Source organism: Kocuria himachalensis (assembly GCF_054784195.1).
Genome location: NZ_BAAGPL010000024.1, coordinates 163,129 through 180,588, shown reverse-complemented (window position 1 = coordinate 180,588; position 17,460 = coordinate 163,129). Strand labels below are relative to the sequence as shown.

Sequence of the window (17,460 nt, the reverse complement as noted above, 5' to 3'; positions counted from 1 at the left end):
ACAGTGGTCGATCGGCCCGGGGCACTCGGATGGGACGCAGCTCCCTCCGGGAGCTCCCGCTGAGCTACCCCGAGGTCGGGGCCACGCGCGGCCCCCTGCCGGAGGGCTACCACCACCTGATGCGCCACCGCACCATCGGCACCGGTGCGACGACGTTCCGCGCCGCGGCCGAGCAGCTGATGCACTGGGACCTGCACCGCCGCGCCGGCCTCACCGTCGCACCGACGACCCCGTCGGCCGCCCCCGGCACACGGGTGCTGCTGGGCCTGGGGCGCGGACCGCTGGCCCTTCGCTTCGGCTGCGAGGTCGTCTACGTCCTGGCGGAACCGCGCCGACGAGGCTTCGCCTACGGCACGCTGGAGGGCCACCCCGAACGGGGTGAGGAGCTCTTCGACCTGCAGTGGCGGGCGGACGACACCGTGGTGCTGACCATCACCGCCTTCTCCCGGCCGGCCACCTGGTGGGCCCGCGCCGCGGCACCCCTGAGCCGGGCCGTGCAGCGACGGACCACCCGCCGGTACCTGCACGCCCTGTGAGGACCCGTCTTCGACCGCACGGAGCGCTCGAGGTCCGCCGGCCGGGACACTGACGACCTGAGCGCTGGTCGTGTCCGTGCGGGCGGTCGCCGTCGGTGGTCCCCAGAAGTGTGGGCCCACGCCGCTCGCCGATTGCGGTCCCACGGCGCCGGACTGTGGGACCGTTTCCATCAGTGAACTACCGCGTGCAGGGTGCGGGGAACTCCGACCAGGGGAAGTGGGAGCAGGAATCCATGTTCTACATCGTCACGGGCATCGTCCTGGCCTCCATCACCGTGCTCTCGATCGTCGCCTGGACGATGTCCCCGAAGGAGACCGTCCGGAAGGACGCGGACGGCGAGCACGTCCGCCCCGGCGCCACGAGGAAGGCGGCCGGCCTCACTGCCGTCAGCGCCCTGGTGCTCCTGCTGCTCGTCACCGCCGGGACCACGCTGGCCCGAGTGGGTGCCCGTGAGGTGGGGATCGAGACCAGCCTCGGCAAGTACTCCCGCACCCTGCAGGCGGGATGGCAGATCAAGGCGCCCTGGGCCGAGGTCGAGACCTTCTCCACCCAGCTGCAGCGCTCGGAGATGGACGCCCCGATCGCCTTCGCCGGCGGCGGATCCGGCACCCAGCACATGACCGTGCAGTGGACCATCACGGGGGAACAGGCCCAGGAGCTGTGGTCCCGGTACCGGCAGTTCGAGAACGTCGACGGGATGCTCGTCCAGCCGGCCGCCAGGGAAGCGGTCGCGACCGTCCTGGCGTCGTACACACCCGCTGAGGCCCGTGCCGAGGGCAAGGTGGAAGAGGTGCGCGAGGCAGTGGAGGAGGCTCTGACCGAACGCCTGTCCCCGTACGGGGTGCAACTGGATTCCGTGGCGCTGCCCCCGGCGGCACTCGACCAGACGGCACAGGACGCGCTGAATCGGGTCGTGGAGGCCGAAGCCAACGTGGACCGCGCTCAGTCCCGCCTCGAGCAGGCCAAGATCGACGCCGAAGCGGACCGGGAGCGCAACAAGAACGTCACGGCGGAGAACCTCGTCCTCGAGTGCCTGACCATCACGAACAACTGGAACGTCAACGAGAACGGGCCCCTGCCGGCCACGTGGAACTGCTTCGGCGGGGACGCCGCGGACGTCCTCGTGAACTCGAACCGGTAGCCCACGAACACTGCGGAGCACGCAGACGCAGTCCCGGTGCGGACCCGGCGGTCCGCAGTGTGCTGATCGGCAGCAACAATCGGCCGATCAACGCGGGGACCTGCCCGAACGTTGTGCGCCACCTGTCTGGGCACCAGCATGAGAAGCACGGCCGTGTCCCCGCACCGCGCGGACAGGCCGGACCCCTCCTGGCGGCGGGGTCAGCGCGGTGGGGCGGGGAGTACAGGGGGTGGACATGAGCGTCTGGACGGTGCAGGTCACGATCAGCACGACCCGTCGGGTGGACGCTCCCACGGTGGCGATCCTGCTGGCCGGCGTCACCGCCTGCCAGAGAGTGTCCTGCAGCCACGGGGTGCCGGGGGTGTCCGTGCTGCTGGCCGTGGAGGCCGCCACGGCCGCTGCCGCTTACGGTGCCGCTCTGGTCCACCTGGTCACCGAGGTGCTGCCGCGGCTGGAGGGGCCGGTCCTGACCGATGTGCTCATCAGCACGGGCGCGCAGTCCCTGCCGGAGCATCCCGCGAGGGGGATGTCCGCCGTGGGCCGGGGCGGGACCGCCCCGGCATGAGGCCCGCTTCCCCGGAGCGGAGGCGGCCACGTCGCAGCCCTGGAGGATTCGCGGGCGCCGCGGGGCGGTGACGGTCAGATGCAGGTCCCTCGAACTCAGCACGTCACCGGGTGTCGAGAACGTGGTGCCGGCTCCGTCCCAGGTGCACCAGTGGCCACCACAGTCCGACCGACGAACAGGGAGAACCACCATGACGATTCAGCGGATGGACCACGTGGGCGTCGTCGTCGACGACCTCGAAGCCGCCGTGGCGTTCTTCGTCGACCTCGGTCTCGAGCTGGAGGGGCAGGCGCCGATCGAGGGGCAGTGGGTGGACCGTGTCGCCGGGCTCGAGGGAGTCCGGGTCGACATCGTGATGCTGCGCACCCCGGACGGCCACGGTCGGCTCGAGCTGACGAAGTTCCACACCCCGAGAGCGGTCAGCGCCGAGCCGCAGGACGCCCCGGGGAACACGCTGGGCCTGCGCAGCATCATGTTCACCGTCGACGACGTCGACGCCGCTGTCGCCGGTCTGCGCGCCCACGGCGCGGAACTCGTCGGTGAGGTGGTGCAGTACCAGGACAGCTACCGGCTCTGCTACGTCCGCGGCCCCGCAGGGATCATCGTCGCGCTGGCAGAGCAGCTCGGCTGACGGGCCGTCACGCCCGTGGGGCACCGCGGCCCGTGCAGCGGCGCCCCACGGGAAGGCCCCGCGGCTTCAGACGATCACCGTCAGCCCGCTCCACAGCAGCGGCAGCCCGCGGACGGTGAGGTACTGATCGACGGTGGTCACCGACGGCGAGGTCAGATCCTCCTCGGCCTCCCACAGCGCGTCGCACTCGTCGCAGACCCGCACGATCTCCTGGGTGGGCTCCACCCGGTAGCGGATCACCCGTCCGGCCTCGCACTCCGGGCACTCGTCGGGCTCCATGCCGGCCTCCTCCTCTCGGGTTCCCGGCCTGGCGCCGGGACGATCATCGGATCGATGGAGGACCCCGCCGCGCTGGGGCTCAGCGCTCACGAGGTCCTCGAGTGATCAGATTGTGCACCGGCTGACCCCGGTGGCGGAAGCACCCGGTCCTCCGCGCCGTCCGGAGCCTGCAAGGTCTGCTCGGGATCATGGTGCTCCCCTGGTCGGTCCGGCTGCTCCGGACATCCTGTGCTCGGTCCACCCGCCGTCCCGCGCCCGGGATCTGCCGCCGGCGCCTGTCGTGCGCATAGGATCGAGGCGGGTCGATGCCCGTGCCTCTCTGCGTTCGACCCCCTGCCCTTGCTCGATCCCCGACGACCGGAGCTCCTCGTGCGCCGCGCTGCTACCGTCCTGCTCTCCCTCTCCGTCCTGGCCCTGACCGGCTGCGGGCCGACCGCCGACGACATCCAGGCGATGGTGGACGGCGAGACCGCCTACGACGACGCGCTGGCGCTGCGCGAAGCCGTCGTCGACGCCGGTGTCGAGTGCCCGGGCACGGATCAGCTGTCCGCGCCGGCCGATCCGGCGACCACCTTCCTCGACTGCGCCAACGGCGAGATGGCGATGGCGGTCGCGGGCTCCGAGGAGAGCATGGAGGAGCTCCTGGGGGCGTTCCGCGGCGAGGTGGACGTCTCCGTCCTGCAGGCGACCAACTGGTTCGTCCTGTCCAGGACCGAGGAGCCGCTGCAGCGGTTGCAGGACGAGCTCGGCGGGCAGATCACCACGAACCGCTGACCCGGCACGGCTTCAGCGCACGTCCGGCAGGCGGGGTCCGGGTTCGGCGCGCACAGCGGTACGACAGGAGGCGGTGGAGGCTGGACATCGCGCTCCGCCAGGCCCTACCGTCTCGACAAGCGGTGGCAGACCACGAGCGGAAGGCGTCCCATGCTGAGGCCCGTCGCTGAGGGCGTTCTCGTGCACGAGAGCGAGTTCCTCCAGAGCAACTCCGTCCTCGTGCAGGGCCCGGCCGGTGTGCTCCTCGTCGACCCCGGCATCACCCGCGACGAGATGGCCGCCCTCGCGCACGACCTCCACGAGTCGGGCCGGCCCGTCGTGGCCGGCTTTTCGACGCATCCCGATTGGGACCACGTGCTCTGGCACGGGCTCTTCGGCGACGTGCCGCGATACGGCACCTCCCGCTGCGCGGCCTCCGTCCACGGTCTGCTGTCCCACGCGGACTGGCAGGCCCGCATCGCCGTGGGGCTGCCACCGGAGTACGCCGAGGAGATCCCGATGGATCTGCTCGGCCTCATCACCGGGCTGCCCGCCGACGCCGCACGCATCCCCTGGGACGGCCCCGAGGTCCGGATCATCGAGCATCAGGCCCATGCCCCGGGCCATGCGGCGCTGCTGATCGAGGAGCACGGCGTTCTCGTCGCCGGCGACATGCTTTCCGACATCCTGATGCCGTTCCTCGATCTGGAGGCCGCGGATCCGATCGAGGACTACCTCGCCGCCCTGCGGCTGTTGGAGAGCGTGGCCGACGACGTCGTCGCCGTCATCCCCGGTCACGGATCGGTCGGCGGCGCCGAGCAGGTCCGCGCACGGATCGAGCAGGATCGCGCCTACGTGGTGACCCTGCGAGACGGCGGTGTTCCCGACGACCCGCGGGTCGGCCCCTCCGCCCCGTTGGACTGGCTGCCCGACGTCCACCGATGGCAACTGCAGCAGCTCGCCCGCAGAAGATAGCCCGACGGGACGCCCGGACGGAGAGCACCTGCTGAAGCGTGGCCCGCGGGCGGCTTCGGTTGCCCGATCAGATCACAGGGGCTGTCGGGGTGGCTGCGGAGTCAGTGCTCGTCCGGTGCTGACGGCCGGCTTCGTCGAGCGGCTGCGCGCAGCGCCGTCAGGATCGTGTGGATCAGCCGGGCCCCAGTGGGGTGGGTGCGGGTGTGGGCGACGATGCGCCGGTGGACGGCCGGGTCGACCAGCGGCCTCGTCGTGAGATTCGCCGGCAGCCCGGTGAGCGCGATCCGGGGCAGCACCGTGATGCCCAGCCCGGCCGCGGCGAGGCTGGTGGCCGCGTGGTGGTCGTCGAGACGGGCGACGTAGTGCGGGGTGTAGCCGGCGGCGTGACAGGCGCGGGTGATGATGCGTCCGGTGGGGCCGTCGTGGATGTCGTGGTCGATCCAGGGCTCGTCACGCAACTGCCCCATGGTCACCGTGGCCCGAGCGGCCAGCGGATGGCCGACCGGCAGCACCACGCAGAAGTCCTCCTCGTGCAGGGCGTGGCGCTGGTATCCCTCCAGATGACCGGGGAGCCCGTCGAGGGACTCGTTGCGCACGTCGACGTCAGGGGCCCGGCGGCCGCCGGTGGGGTGCAGTTCGTTGATGCTGATCTCCACCACCACCTCCGGGGACCGGGCGCGCAGTGCGACCACCACCTCGGGCATCCAGGCCTGGGCCAGGGAAGCGAAGCAGGCGACGGCGACCTGCTCAGCGCGGCCCTGCCGCAGATCCTCCACGGTGCGCTCGAGGCGTTCCAGGCTGTTGAGGGTGTCCGCGCTGGCCTCGCACAGGTGCCGGGCGGCAGGGGTGGCCTCGATGCCCCGGCCGTTCTTCTCGAACAGGACCAGCCCGGTCTGCCGGGCCAGAGCGCGGAGGTGCTGGCTGACGGTGACCGGGGCCAGGTGCAGGTTCCGGGCGGCGGCGTGGATCGAGCCGGCGGCGATGACGGCGCGCAGGATGGTGAGCCGGTGCGGGTCGAGCATGCCCCGACCGTACGCTTTCACCTGTCAATGGGACGGAAATCCTTGCTAGTGCTGAAGGGTGGTGCGGTGGCACGGTAGAGGCCGTGGATCACTGACCGGAATGGAGCTGCCGTGGACACCTCGAGCTATCTGGCCCTGCTGGGAGTGGCCGTGGTCCTGGCTCTCACCCCGGGACCCGACACCGTCCTGACCCTGGGCTACGCCCTGCGCCGGCGGCGGGACGGCATGCTGGCCTCTGCCGGTTCCGCGGTGGGGGTCTTCGCCTGGGCCGGGCTGGTCGCGGTGGGGGTGGCCGCCTTCCTCAACAGCTCCCCGGCGGCCTTCCAGGCGCTGCGCCTGCTCGGGGGCGCCTACTTGTTCTACCTGGGCTACCGAGCGGTGACCGCTCACGCGCCTGCCCCGGCCACCGCGGTCCCGGCGACCATCGGTGCCGCCCAGGTCGCCGGCTCGACCGCCGCAGCTCCCCCGACCCGTCCGGAGCCGTCCCGGCGGAGGGCGCGATCGGCCTTCACCGCGGGGCTGGTGTGCTGCCTCACCAATCCGAAGACCGGGCTGTTCTTCCTGGCCCTGCTGCCCCAGTTCACCCCGCCCGGGGCCGGGGCGCTGTTCGTGGTGGTGGTGATGGGCGGAACGGTGGCGGCCACGATCGGGGTCTACCTGCTCGCCGTGGCCCTGGCCGCCCACACGGCCAGCACCTGGCTCAACCGTCCCACCGTGACCCGCCGGATCGAACTCGTCTCCCGGGCGGTCTTCGTGGCGCTGGGACTGATGACCACCGTCCCCGTGCTCGCCTCCTGGGTCTGAGGGGACCCCCCGCACGACCGCTTCTCCTTCCCAGGACCCCACTGCGTCTCAGCGCCCCGTCTATCTCGAGCAGTGCGCCTTCAGGAACGCCCGGTGGTGGGGCATGGTGTTCACCACCGCACAGCACGGCGGTCCAGGTCCTCTCGGCGCCCCGGTGCGAACCGGTGCGATCGTCGTCACCGGTGAGATCGACGCCCCCTCGGCCCAGCCGGTCGACCAGGGCTGGGCGTCGAGGAGGTGCGATGCATCACTCCACGACCGACCGACCGTTGACGCCACCGGGCGCCGAACGGCGCCACGTCTCCACCGCGGCCGGACGCCTCGGTGTTCTCCACGCCGGTGTTCCGACCCCGGGCAGGTGCCCGCTCGTGCTCGTCCATGGCGGCGGGACCGACAGCTCGTCCATCTCTTGGTACCGCCTGGTCGAGCCGTTGGCAGCCGATCGTGAGGTGTGGGCGGTGGACCTGCCGGGATCCGGCACCAGCATGGACGTCGCCCCAGTCGGCGGCCCCGGCACGATGGCGGACGTGCTGGCCGAGGCACTGGCCGCACTCGGTGTCGGTCCGGCCGCGGTGTGCGGTGTGTCCATGGGTGGGGACGTTGCGCTGAATCTGGTGTTGAGGCACCCCGAGCGCGTCGCCGGCCTCGTGCTGATCGCCCCCGGCGGGCTCGTGCCCTCACTCGGGTCCGCCGGCATGCACCGTGCCGCGTGGCTTGCTGCGCAGCTGCCCGACCGAGTCCTGCTGCCGGCGGGACGGTTCGCGAACCGGTTCGTCCGCACCGCTCTGCGCGCCATCGTGAAAGATCCAGCGTGCCTGCCCGTCGAGGTGGTCAAGGAGTTCGCGAGGCTGGACCGGGACCGCCGTGGCGTCCTGGGGTACGCCCGGTACAACCAGGCCACGCTGGGCCGGGACCGGATGCTCAACGATCTGACCGACCGGCTCCAGGAGATCGGGGTGCCCGCGCTGTTCTTCCACGGAGCGGACGATCCGGTCGTCGACCCCGAGGGCTCGCGGCGTGCGGCGGAGCTCATCCCGCGGGCTCGTCTCGTGCTGGTGCCCGACTGCGGTCGCTGGGCGCAGCTGGAGCGCCACGACGAGTTCCTCGCCCGGGTGCACCCGTTCCTGACGGAGACGGACCGTGGGGCGACGTCCAGCTGAACGGTGTGCCCGAGCCGCTGACGGTCGTCGAGGAGCGGCCCCTGCCGCTGGTGGTCCGATGGTGATGGCCCTCCGCAAGGGCAGCGCCCCGTTCCTGCTCCCTGTCCAGGGAACGGACCACGCGCAGACGCTCCAGCTCTGTCCCCGCAGGCGACGCCGCTGACGAAGTCCCGCGCCCCGAGAGCGGTCACCGCCGCGCCGTCACGCAGGTGCCTCACGGCACGGAGAGGTTGACCTGCCCACCGGTGGACTGGATCATCGGCTACCAACGGGACACCGGACGCCCCATGGCGCTGTCCGTTCCACACCTCCCGTCCGCCCCGGGGCACCAGAGAGGTATCCCATGGACCTGATCGACCTGGCTCACGTCACCCCGGAGACCACCGAGCTCGTCGGCGGCAAGGCCGTCGGCCTCGGGGCCCTCATCTCCGCGGGCGAGCGCGTGCCGGACGGGTTCTGCCTGACCACCGAGGCCTACCGCTCGGGCGCCGTCCCCGAGCGGGCCGTCCTGACGGCCTACGAGCACCTCGGCGGTGGCCCCGTCGCCGTCCGCTCCAGCGCCACGGCCGAGGACCTGCCGGACGCCAGCTTCGCCGGCCAGCAGGACACCGTCCTCGACGTCGGGGGCGAGGACGCACTGCTCGAGGCCATCCGGCAGTGCTGGGCCTCCGTGCACAGCGAGCGCGCCGTCGCCTACCGGGACGGGCAGGGGCTGGAGACCGACGACCCGGCGATGGCTGTCGTCGTGCAGCGCATGATCACCCCGACGGTCGCCGGGGTGATGTTCACGGCCAACCCCCTGACCGGCACCCGCACCGAGACGGTCATCGACGCGGTCCCGGGGCTGGGCACCGGCGTCGTGGACGGCACCATGGACACCGACCACTACGTCCTGCCCGGGCAGGGTCCGCTCCCCGGGCCACACGATCACGGCTGCCTCTCCCCCGACCAGCTCCGCGAGCTCCAGCGGACCGGGCAGCGGGTGCAGCGCGCCCTCGGCAGCCCGCAGGACATCGAGTTCGCCTACGACGCCAAGGGCACGCTCTGGTTGCTGCAGTCCCGGCCCATCACCACGCTCTTCCCGCTCCCGGCCGGGACCGACCCGGTGCAGGGCGACCCGCGTGTCTACATGGAGGTCGGCCACATGCAGGGCCTGCGGCGCCCGGTCACCCCCATGGGCGTGTCCGTGCTGCGGGAGACGACCCGCCGCTGGCTGCAGATCATCGGCGTCGACGACGCCGTGGTCGATCTGTTCCTCGTCGAGATCGGCGGCCGGCTGTTCATGGACCTCACCGGCTTCGTCCGCAGCCCGCGCCTGCACTCCCGCGTCCCCGAGATGGTGCAGGTCTACGGTCCGGCCGTGGCGCGAGGCGTGCGGCGCGTCCTGGACGACCCCCGCTACGCGCCCCGTCCCGCTCGTCCCGGTTGGCGCGCGTTCTCCGCCGGTGCGACCGCGCGGCTGCTCCTGGCCGTCGTGCCCGCCTCGCTGCTCGGCGCGCTGCGGGCCCTGGCACGGCCCGCCGCCGCCCGCGAGCGTGCGTTCCACGAACTCGAGCAGGTCCGCCGGCAGCCCCGGACCGGACCGGCGGACACGGCGAGCCGGATCCGCTCCGCCGCCGGTCTGCAGGACGCGACGATGACCGGGCCGATGATGCGCTCCCTGCCACCACTGTGGGGAGCGCTCATCGCCCAGGGAGTGGCCGGCTGGCTGCTGCGCGGCGTCCTGGAGCCCGGCGAGCTGAACGCGACCCTGCGCGGCATGCCCCACAACGTCACGACACAGATGGACCTGAAGCTCTGGTCCGTCGCCGAGGCCGCGCGTCCGCACCGCGAGCTGCTAGTCAGCACCGCTCCGGACGAGCTCGCCGCGCGCTTCTCGCGCGGCGAGCTGCCCGAGTTCGGCCTGACGGCCTTCCTGGAGGAGTACGGGATCCGGGGCAGCGCCGAGATCGACGTCGGCTCCCCCCGGTGGGCCGACGACTCCACCCCCGTGTTCGCCGCCCTGGCCGGGTACCTGCAGGTGACCGACCCGGACCAGGCCCCGCCTGCCCGGTTCGCCCGCGCCGCCGTCGAGGCCGAGGCCGCCCTGGCAGCGCTCGTCGACCGCGCGCAGCGCACCCGGCCGCTGCGGGCCCGGCTCGCCGGCTCCCTGCTGCGCCGCAGCCGGGAGCTGGCCGGCCTGCGCGAGCTGCCCAAGTTCCTCTGGCTGACCCCGCTGGCCGAGGTGCGCCGGCAGCTGCTCACCGCGGGGGCCGAACTCACCGAGCGCGGCCTGCTGGAGCAGTCGCAGGACATCATGTTCCTGACCCTGGACGAGGCCCTCGACGCCTCGCACGGCGCGGACCTGCGCGCGGTGGTGACCGGCCGGCGTCGGGAGCACCACCGCGAGGCCCGACGGCGGCAGGTCCCGGGCCTGCTGCTGTCCGACGGCACGAACCCCCAGGCCCTGCCCGACGCCACCACGGCCGAGCACGGACCCGACGTGCTGGTCGGCCAGCCGGCGGCCACCGGGGTCGCGACCGGGCCGGTGCGCATCGTCCACCACCCGTCGGAGGCGAGGCTGCAGCCCGGTGACATCCTCGTCGCCCCGACCACCGACCCGGGCTGGACCCCGCTGTTCCTGACCCTCGGCGGGCTCATCACGGAGACCGGCTCCACGATCGCCCACGGCCCGACCGTGGCCCGCGAGTACGGCATCCCGGCCGTCATCTGCGTGCCCGACGCCACCACCCGGCTGACCGAGGGCCAGGTGGTCACCATCGACGGCGCCACGGGGCTGAACCAGACGCACGGGACGGACGGCGATGCACACCCTCCGGAGGTCCCGGACACTCGGGAACACCGGCCCAGTGGGCCGGGCCGGGCCGCACCAGGAGAATAGGCGCATGCCAGAACAATTCGCATGGGTGCCCGACCTCGAGCGGGGCGAGTGGCTTCGCCCGATGGAAGCCGAGCCTCCGGACAGCATTCTGTCGGTGGTACCGCGTGGCTTCGAGGCGTACGCGCGCGTGTTCCATCCTGTCGACCGCGACCGGCCGCGCCAGACGAGGACCTGGCAGGGTCTCGACGAGACGACCTACTTCGAGGGGGTCGACGACATCGAGGCCTCGCTCGAGACGGAGCGCACCACGTGGGCGCAGGCAGCGGAATCGTTCGGCACGACCATGCACGCCCAGGCGCAGTACGCACGGCTCGTGCGGCGTGACTGCGGCGATGTCGACGGAGCGATCGCCGCAGACGGCTGGCGTTACAGCGATACGTCCGAGGGCTGTCTCGACGCCGCGTCGCCGGCGGCGGCCTCCGCGGTGCTGGCCCGTCACACCACGACTCCGGACACCGGCATCGCCGCGATCTGGGAGGGCTGGGGCGGTTTCGTGAGTTCGGCCGGGATTGCGCGCTTCGTGCCCGCGTCCAGCGCGAGTCCGCCCGCCCGATACACCGACGACGACACCGGGCGCGGTGCCGCCCCGGCGCTGCGTAAGCGGCTTGCTGCGGCCGCGCGGCGGGGGCTCACCGGAGCGCACTCGGTGGTGAAGGCCGGCCCCGGACTTGCCCGCAAGAATCCCGCGCCGGGCACCGGGCTGCTCTCTCGAGAGATCGCAGCCGGGCCGCGGTTCGAGCTGCACGGAGACACCGGGCGGCGCTACATCCTGTTCGAGGCCGGTGCCAACGACTTCGCGGATGTCGCATGGCCCGCCCGCGCGCCCTGGGTCGACGACGCCGTGTGGGCGCACTCGCCCAGCGTCCTGTGGCCGGACGATCACGCCTGGGTGCTCGCCACGGAGATCGACTTCGACTCGACGCTCGTAGCCGGGACCAGGGCGCTCGTGCGCGAGCTCCTGGAGACCCCGGGTCTCGAGGTGCTGTTCGTTCGCACCGACGCCGACCTCACCCGGGACGGCGACGTCCTCAATCACCCCGAGTGAATTTGTGGCTCCGTACACAGCGCCGACGTCACCCGCAACAAGGGTCTTCGACGCGGCTCGCCGGCCACAGCGTGAGCGCTCCGAGCGGATGCTGGAACCCGGACGGGAACGTGCTGAGCATGGTGGCCGAGGTCGAGTCGACTCCCGTCCGCATGCGCGCCTGCGAAGGCCCGGCACGTAATGCCCCGATGGGCACCACGCGACGTCGTCGAGGTCCGCGCCGTGTGGTCGACGGGTGCGGCGTGCTGACACCGCCGTCACACGGGGAGGCTAGTCTTAAGCGCGCCCGTTCGCCCACCACGACAGAAGCCGGCCCTTGGACAACCCACTGCTGCGCCCCAGCAAGCTCCCCTATGAGCTGCCCGACTTCGGGCGGATCGAGGAGAAGCACTTCCTGCCGGCCTTCGAGGCGGCGATGGCCCAGGACCTCGAGTGCGTTCGGGCGATCCTGGCCGACCCGGACCCGCCCACCTTCGCCAACACCATCGAGGCCCTCGAACGCGGAGGCCTGGCACTGGACCGGGTCGAGTCCGTCTTCTTCACACTGACCGCCGCCCACAACACCGAGGGCATCCAGCGGATCTACCAGGAGCTCGCCCCGCGGCTGTCGGAGCACAAGGCGGACTTCACGCTCAACAAGGACCTCTATGCCCGGGTCCGGCGGGTCGACCGCACCGATCTGGACCCGTGGCAGCTGCGGGCGCTGGACGAGTACATCTCCTGGTTCGCGAACTCCGGCGCGGAGCTGACCCTGGACGACCAGCAGCGGCTCCGGGAGATCAACGACGAGCTGTCGGAGCTGAGCATCCGCTACGGCAACGATCTGATCCGGGAGGTCAACGTCTCGGCCGTGGTCGTCGACGACCCCGCGGAGCTGGACGGGCTGTCCGCCACCGACGTCGAGGCCGCCGCCTCGGCGGCCGCCGAGAACGAGATGCCGGGCCGGTACCTCCTCACGCCCTCGCTGTTCACCGTCCAGCCGGTGCTGTCGGTGCTCACGGACCGCGCGCTGCGCCGGCGGATCCATCTGGCCGCCGTCAACCGCGGCACCGGCGAGCACGGCGGCGAGGGCTCGCAGAGCCGCACGGACCTGCTGCCCGTGGCCGCCCGGATCGCCCGGCTGCGCGCGGAGCAGGCCGGGCTGCTCGGCTACCGCAGCCACGGCGACCACGTCATGGCCGGGGCCACGGCGCCGTCCCCGGAGGCGGTGCACGAGATGCTGGAGCGGATCACCGGTCCCGCGGTGCGCAACGCTCTCGAGGAGCGGGCGGAGCTCGAGGAGCTGGCCGGCCACCCGATCGAGGCGTGGGACTGGCCGTTCTGGGCCGAGCGGCTGCGCCGGGAGCGCTACGCCGTGAACGCCTCCGCGCTGCGGGAGTACTTCGAGCTGGAGTCCGTGCTGGAGCACGGGATCTTCCGCACCGCCCGGGAGCTCTACGGGCTGGTCTTCACCGAGCGCCCCGACCTGCACGGCTACCTGCCGCAGGTGCGGGTGTGGGAGGTCACCGACGAGGAGGGCCGCGGCGTGGGGCTGTTCCTGGGCGACTGGTTCACGCGGCCCACCAAGCAGGGCGGCGCCTGGATGGGATCGCTGGTGCACCAGAACCGGCTGACCGGGCAGCGCCCCGTCGTCGTCAACAACGCGAACTTCACCCGACCGCCCGCGGGCAGGCCCAAGCTGCTGACCCTGGACGAGGTGGTGACGGTCTTCCACGAGTTCGGCCACGCCCTGCACGGGCTGCTCTCCGATGTGCACCTGCCCTCCTTCTCCGGGACGAAGGTGCCGCGGGACTTCGTGGAGTACCCCTCCCAGGTGCACGAGATGTGGGTGCTGCACCCGGAGGTGCTCCGGCACTACGCCCGCCACCACCGCACGGGCGAGCCGATCCCGGAGGAGACCCTGGCGGGCCTGCGGGAGGCGTCCGCGCACGGGCAGGGCTTCCGGACCGTGGAGTACCTCGCCTCGACCTACCTGGATCTCGCCTGGCACGGGATCGAGGATCCGGCCGAGCTGCCGGACCCGCGCACCGTGGAGCGGGAGGCGCTCGCCCGCGCCGGGGTGGACGTGGACGGCATCGCCCCGCGCTACCGGTCCGGCTACTTCAAGCACATCTTCGCCGGCGGCTACTCCGCGGGCTACTACTCCTACATCTGGTCCGAGATCCTGGACGCCGACACGGCCCAGTGGTTCACCGCCCGCGGCGGACCGATCCGGGAGAACGGGCGTCGTTTCGCCGAGGAGGTGCTCTCCCGGGGCAACGAGACCGCCCCGATGGAGGCCTTCGAGGCCCTGCTGGGACGTCGCCCGCACCTCGGAGCGCTGCTGGAGCGGCGCGGGCTCCAGCAGCGGGAGGAGTTCGTCCACCAGCGGCGCGGGGCGCCCGCGCCGGACGCCCGCGGCTGAGCGCCCCGGCGCCGGGCGCAGCGGTCGAACCCCGGCGTCGTGCCGGAGGACAGGGCCGGAAGATCAGGCGAGGAGGCTCAGACCGGGAAGCTCGGGCCGGGAAGACCAGCCCGGGAGGCTCAGGCCGCGGGCCAGGCGTCGGCGATGTCCTGGCGGGTGTCCCCGAGGGTCTGCATGATCGCCTTGGTCCCGGCGAGGACCGGCATGAAGTTGGCGTCCCCGTTCCAGCGCGGCACCACGTGCTGGTGCAGGTGGCCCGAGAGGGAGCCGCCGGCCGCGGCCCCCAGGTTGATGCCCACGTTGAAGGCGTGCGGGGACGCGACGCTGCGGATCGTCGCGACCGCGGTGCGGGTCAGGTCCGTCAGCTCCCGCAGCTCCTCCAGCTCGAGCTCCGTCAGGTCGGCCACGTGCCGGTACGGGCAGACCATGAGGTGGCCGGGGTTGTAGGGGAACAGGTTGAGGATCACGAAGCAGTGCTCGCCGCGGTGGACGATCAGCGACTCCTCGTCCGCGCGGTCCGGGCCGTTGCAGAAAGGGCACCCGGGGTCCTCCCGCACGGACGGGTCCTCGCCGCGCACGTAGGCGAGCCGGTGCGGGGTCCACAGCCGCTGGAAGCTGTCCGGCACCCCGGGGATCTCGAACTCGTCCTGGCGGATCCAGTGGTGCGGGGGCCCGGCGTCGGGCGCCGTACCGGTCACTGCCCCACCCCCGCCGTCTCCGCGGCGGCGCCGGCGTCCTCCGCAACGGCCGTCGGCTCCTCGTTGACCCGGCGCTGGACGTGCGCCACGATCCGCTCGACGGCCTCGCCGACCGGGACGCCGTTGTCCTGCGAGCCGTCGCGGAAGCGGAAGGACACGGCGTTCGCCTCGGCGTCCTCCCCGCCCGCGATGAGCACGAACGGGACCTTCTCCTTGGAGGCGGTGCGGATCTTCTTGGGGAACCGGTCCGAGCCCGCGTCCAGCTCCACGCGCACGCCACGGGCCCGCAGCGTGTCCACGACGCCCTGCAGGTAGTCGTTGAAGGCCTCGGCCACCGGGATCGCCACGACCTGCACGGGGGCCAGCCACGCGGGGAACGCCCCGGCGTAGTGCTCCACGAGCACCCCCATGAACCGCTCCACGGACCCGAACAGGGCGCGGTGGATCATCACGGGCCGCTGCCGGGTGCCGTCGGCGGCCTGGTACTCGAGGTCGAAGCGCTCCGGCAGGTTGAAGTCGAGCTGGATGGTGGACATCTGCCAGGTCCGCCCGATCGCGTCCTTGGCCTGCACCGAGATCTTCGGGCCGTAGAACGCGGCGCCGCCGGCGTCCGGGACCAGGTCCAGACCGGACTCGGCCGCGACCTCGGCGAGGGTGTTCGTGGCCTCCTCCCAGAGCTCGTCCGAGCCCACGAACTTCTCCGGGTCCTTGGTGGAGAGCTCGAGGTAGAAGTCGTCCAGGCCGTAGTCCTTGAGCAGGTCGAGCACGAAGGTGAGCGTGGTGGTCAGCTCCGCCTTCATCTGGTCCCGGGTGCAGTAGATGTGGGCGTCGTCCTGGGTCATGCCCCGCACCCGGGTCAGGCCGTGGACCACGCCGGACTTCTCGTACCGGTAGACCTGCCCGAACTCGAACAGGCGCAGCGGCAGCTCGCGGTAGGAGCGTCCCCGGGACCGGAAGATCAGGTTGTGCATCGGGCAGTTCATGGGCTTCAGGTAGTAGTCCTGGCCCTGCTTGGTCAGCTCCCCGGTCTGCGGGTCCCGCTCCTCGTCCACGTGCATCGCGGGGAACATGCCCTCGCGGTACCAGTCGAGGTGGCCGGAGACCTCGTAGAGGTGGCCCTTGGTGATGTGCGGGGTGTAGACGAACTCGTAGCCGGCCTCCGTGTGCCGCTCCCGGGAGTAGTCCTCCATGGTCTTGCGGATGATCCCGCCCCGGGGGTGGAACACCGGCAGGCCGGAGCCGAGCTCGTCGGGGAAGGAGAACAGGTCCATCTCCGAGCCGAGCCGGCGGTGGTCGCGCCGCTCCGCCTCGGCGAGACGGGTCTTGTACGCCGTGAGGTCCTCCTTGGAGGGCCACGCGGTGCCGTAGATGCGCTGCAGCTGCTTGTTCTTCTCGGAGCCGCGCCAGTAGGCGGCGGCCGAGCGCATGAGGGCGTAGCCGTTGCCGATGAGCTTGGTGTCCGGCAGGTGCGGGCCGCGGCACAGGTCCTTCCAGACCGTCTCCCCGGTCTTGCGGTCCACGTTGTCGTAGATCGTCAGCTCGCCGGCGGCGACCTCCACGGAGGCGCCCTCCGCGGCGGCGTCCACGTCCGCGCCGGAGCCGGGGCCCTGGGAGAGGCCGATGAGCTCGAGCTTGTACGGCTCGTCCGCCATCTCGGCCCGGGCCTCCTCCTCGCTCACCGCACGGCGGCGGAAGGACTGGGTGGAGTTCACGATCCGCTGCATCCGCTTCTCGATGGCCTTGAGGTCCTCGGGCGTGAACGCCTGCTCGACGTCGAAGTCGAAGTAGAAGCCGTCGGTGATGTAGGGGCCGATGCCGAGCTTCGCGTCCTCGTGCAGCTGCTGCACGGCCTGGGCCATGACGTGGGCGGCGGAGTGGCGCAGCACCTCGAGGCCCTCGGGCTCGGAGACCAGGACCCGCTCCACGGCGTCCCCGTCGGCCAGCTCGGTGGCGAGGTCCCTGAGCACGCCGTTGACCCGGGCCACCACCACGGCCCGGTCCTCGCGGTACAGGTCCGCGGCGGACGTCCCGGTCCCCACCGTGCGCTGCTCGCCGTCGACGGTGAGCGTGAGGGGGGCGGACTCGGGCTGGTGCTCGGGCACGGTGGTCATGGGGAAGGTGCTCCTCGGGTTCGGCAACGGCACGCACCGGTACGGGGGGCGCGTGGCAGCGGCACCGCCGGGCGGCGCGCACTGCATCGATGGTACCTGTCGGCCGGTGCGGGCAGGGGCGGGCGGCGGCGGTGCGATGATGACCCGCGGAGGTGAGGCCGCCCGATGCCCGCAGACGTTCCCGGACCGCCCGACCCGCCCGCGCCGGGAGGGGAGGTGCCCTCTGCTCCCCCGCCGCGCTGGGCCGCTGGTCCCCGCGCTCGGCTACCGGGGCATGTACGTGGCGGCCGCGGCGGTGGTGGAACTGGGCCTGGACTACTGCGCGGCCGTGCCCGGGGCGCGGGCCCGGGGGGGAAGGGCGTGAACCGCGCCCGGCACGACGACGGGGCCCCCGTCACCATGGAGGTGACGGGGGCCCCAGAGTCGATCGGGTGCGATCAGATGCGGTCGCGAC

At 72.2% G+C, this 17,460-nt stretch carries 15 protein-coding genes; 11 read left to right on the top strand and 4 right to left on the bottom strand.

Annotated features, from left to right (window positions below; translation table 11 throughout):
• Positions 1-29 precede the first annotated feature (29 nt).
• The 4 genes from ACYVM4_RS17010 (at position 30) to ACYVM4_RS16995 (ending at position 2,874) form a co-directional block, all read left to right on the top strand.
• A complete protein-coding gene (locus ACYVM4_RS17010) occupies positions 30-536 on the top strand; it encodes a DUF1990 family protein (RefSeq protein ID WP_460669298.1) in 507 nt (168 codons plus the stop codon).
• 233 nt (positions 537-769) lie between these two features.
• A complete protein-coding gene (locus tag ACYVM4_RS17005) occupies positions 770-1,678 on the top strand; it encodes an SPFH domain-containing protein (protein ID WP_460669297.1) in 909 nt (302 codons plus the stop codon).
• Positions 1,679-1,913: 235 nt separating this feature from the next.
• On the top strand, positions 1,914-2,243 hold the full coding sequence (locus ACYVM4_RS17000; RefSeq protein ID WP_368820068.1) for a hypothetical protein: 330 nt from the start codon (positions 1,914-1,916) through the stop codon (positions 2,241-2,243).
• 190 nt (positions 2,244-2,433) lie between these two features.
• On the top strand, positions 2,434-2,874 hold the full coding sequence (locus tag ACYVM4_RS16995) for a VOC family protein (RefSeq protein WP_368820067.1): 441 nt from the start codon (positions 2,434-2,436) through the stop codon (positions 2,872-2,874).
• Positions 2,875-2,940: 66 nt separating this feature from the next.
• On the opposite strand, the gene ACYVM4_RS16990 is transcribed toward ACYVM4_RS16995, so the two are convergent.
• Positions 2,941-3,153: a hypothetical protein gene (locus tag ACYVM4_RS16990; protein WP_368820066.1), complete on the bottom strand. Its 213-nt coding sequence runs from the start codon at positions 3,151-3,153 to the stop codon at positions 2,941-2,943.
• A 369-nt stretch (positions 3,154-3,522) separates the two neighbouring features.
• Here ACYVM4_RS16990 and ACYVM4_RS16985 point away from each other — a divergent pair, with 369 nt between their 5' ends.
• Complete coding sequence (locus ACYVM4_RS16985; RefSeq protein ID WP_460669296.1) at positions 3,523-3,927, top strand: hypothetical protein; 405 nt, start codon at positions 3,523-3,525, stop codon at positions 3,925-3,927.
• A gap of 150 nt (positions 3,928-4,077) precedes the next feature.
• Positions 4,078-4,881: an MBL fold metallo-hydrolase gene (locus ACYVM4_RS16980; protein ID WP_460669295.1), complete on the top strand. Its 804-nt coding sequence runs from the start codon at positions 4,078-4,080 to the stop codon at positions 4,879-4,881.
• 101 nt (positions 4,882-4,982) lie between these two features.
• Here ACYVM4_RS16980 and ACYVM4_RS16975 read toward each other — a convergent pair whose 3' ends face one another.
• On the bottom strand, positions 4,983-5,903 hold the full coding sequence (locus tag ACYVM4_RS16975) for a LysR family transcriptional regulator (RefSeq protein WP_460669294.1): 921 nt from the start codon (positions 5,901-5,903) through the stop codon (positions 4,983-4,985).
• A 111-nt stretch (positions 5,904-6,014) separates the two neighbouring features.
• Here ACYVM4_RS16975 and ACYVM4_RS16970 point away from each other — a divergent pair, with 111 nt between their 5' ends.
• The 5 genes from ACYVM4_RS16970 (at position 6,015) to ACYVM4_RS16950 (ending at position 14,197) form a co-directional block, all read left to right on the top strand.
• On the top strand, positions 6,015-6,707 hold the full coding sequence (locus tag ACYVM4_RS16970; RefSeq protein ID WP_460669293.1) for a LysE family translocator: 693 nt from the start codon (positions 6,015-6,017) through the stop codon (positions 6,705-6,707).
• Between the two features lie 242 nt (positions 6,708-6,949).
• Entirely contained in the window at positions 6,950-7,867 is a 918-nt protein-coding gene (locus ACYVM4_RS16965) for an alpha/beta fold hydrolase (protein WP_460669292.1), read from the top strand.
• 343 nt (positions 7,868-8,210) lie between these two features.
• Positions 8,211-10,748 (top strand): PEP/pyruvate-binding domain-containing protein, encoded by a 2,538-nt coding sequence (locus ACYVM4_RS16960; protein WP_460669291.1) that lies wholly within the window; start codon positions 8,211-8,213, stop codon positions 10,746-10,748.
• Between the two features lie 25 nt (positions 10,749-10,773).
• On the top strand, positions 10,774-11,793 hold the full coding sequence (locus ACYVM4_RS16955; protein ID WP_460669290.1) for a hypothetical protein: 1,020 nt from the start codon (positions 10,774-10,776) through the stop codon (positions 11,791-11,793).
• Between the two features lie 316 nt (positions 11,794-12,109).
• Positions 12,110-14,197 (top strand): M3 family metallopeptidase, encoded by a 2,088-nt coding sequence (locus ACYVM4_RS16950; protein WP_460669289.1) that lies wholly within the window; start codon positions 12,110-12,112, stop codon positions 14,195-14,197.
• 119 nt (positions 14,198-14,316) lie between these two features.
• On the opposite strand, the gene ACYVM4_RS16945 is transcribed toward ACYVM4_RS16950, so the two are convergent.
• Together ACYVM4_RS16945 and thrS are read right to left on the bottom strand one after the other, a co-directional pair.
• Positions 14,317-14,895 carry an HIT family protein gene (locus ACYVM4_RS16945; RefSeq protein ID WP_368820056.1) on the bottom strand — a complete coding sequence of 193 codons (579 nt, stop codon included), beginning with the start codon at positions 14,893-14,895 and terminating at the stop codon, positions 14,317-14,319.
• A complete protein-coding gene (gene thrS, locus ACYVM4_RS16940; protein ID WP_368820055.1) occupies positions 14,892-17,006 on the bottom strand; it encodes a threonine--tRNA ligase in 2,115 nt (704 codons plus the stop codon). Before thrS ends, ACYVM4_RS16945 begins: the two co-directional genes overlap by 4 nt.
• Positions 17,007-17,460 lie beyond the last annotated feature (454 nt).

What these genes read in the sequence shown, in the direction of transcription:
- ACYVM4_RS17010 (WP_460669298.1), top strand. Translation starts at nt 30, where the DNA reads ATGGGACGCAGCTCCCTCCGGGAGCTCCCGCTGAGCTACCCCGAGGTC.
- ACYVM4_RS17005 (WP_460669297.1), top strand. Translation starts at nt 770, where the DNA reads ATGTTCTACATCGTCACGGGCATCGTCCTGGCCTCCATCACCGTGCTC.
- ACYVM4_RS17000 (WP_368820068.1), top strand. Translation starts at nt 1,914, where the DNA reads ATGAGCGTCTGGACGGTGCAGGTCACGATCAGCACGACCCGTCGGGTG.
- ACYVM4_RS16995 (WP_368820067.1), top strand. Translation starts at nt 2,434, where the DNA reads ATGACGATTCAGCGGATGGACCACGTGGGCGTCGTCGTCGACGACCTC.
- ACYVM4_RS16990 (WP_368820066.1), bottom strand. Translation starts at nt 3,153, where the DNA reads ATGGAGCCCGACGAGTGCCCGGAGTGCGAGGCCGGACGGGTGATCCGC.
- ACYVM4_RS16980 (WP_460669295.1), top strand. Translation starts at nt 4,078, where the DNA reads ATGCTGAGGCCCGTCGCTGAGGGCGTTCTCGTGCACGAGAGCGAGTTC.
- ACYVM4_RS16975 (WP_460669294.1), bottom strand. Translation starts at nt 5,903, where the DNA reads ATGCTCGACCCGCACCGGCTCACCATCCTGCGCGCCGTCATCGCCGCC.
- ACYVM4_RS16965 (WP_460669292.1), top strand. Translation starts at nt 6,950, where the DNA reads ATGCATCACTCCACGACCGACCGACCGTTGACGCCACCGGGCGCCGAA.
- ACYVM4_RS16960 (WP_460669291.1), top strand. Translation starts at nt 8,211, where the DNA reads ATGGACCTGATCGACCTGGCTCACGTCACCCCGGAGACCACCGAGCTC.
- thrS (WP_368820055.1), bottom strand. Translation starts at nt 17,006, where the DNA reads ATGACCACCGTGCCCGAGCACCAGCCCGAGTCCGCCCCCCTCACGCTC.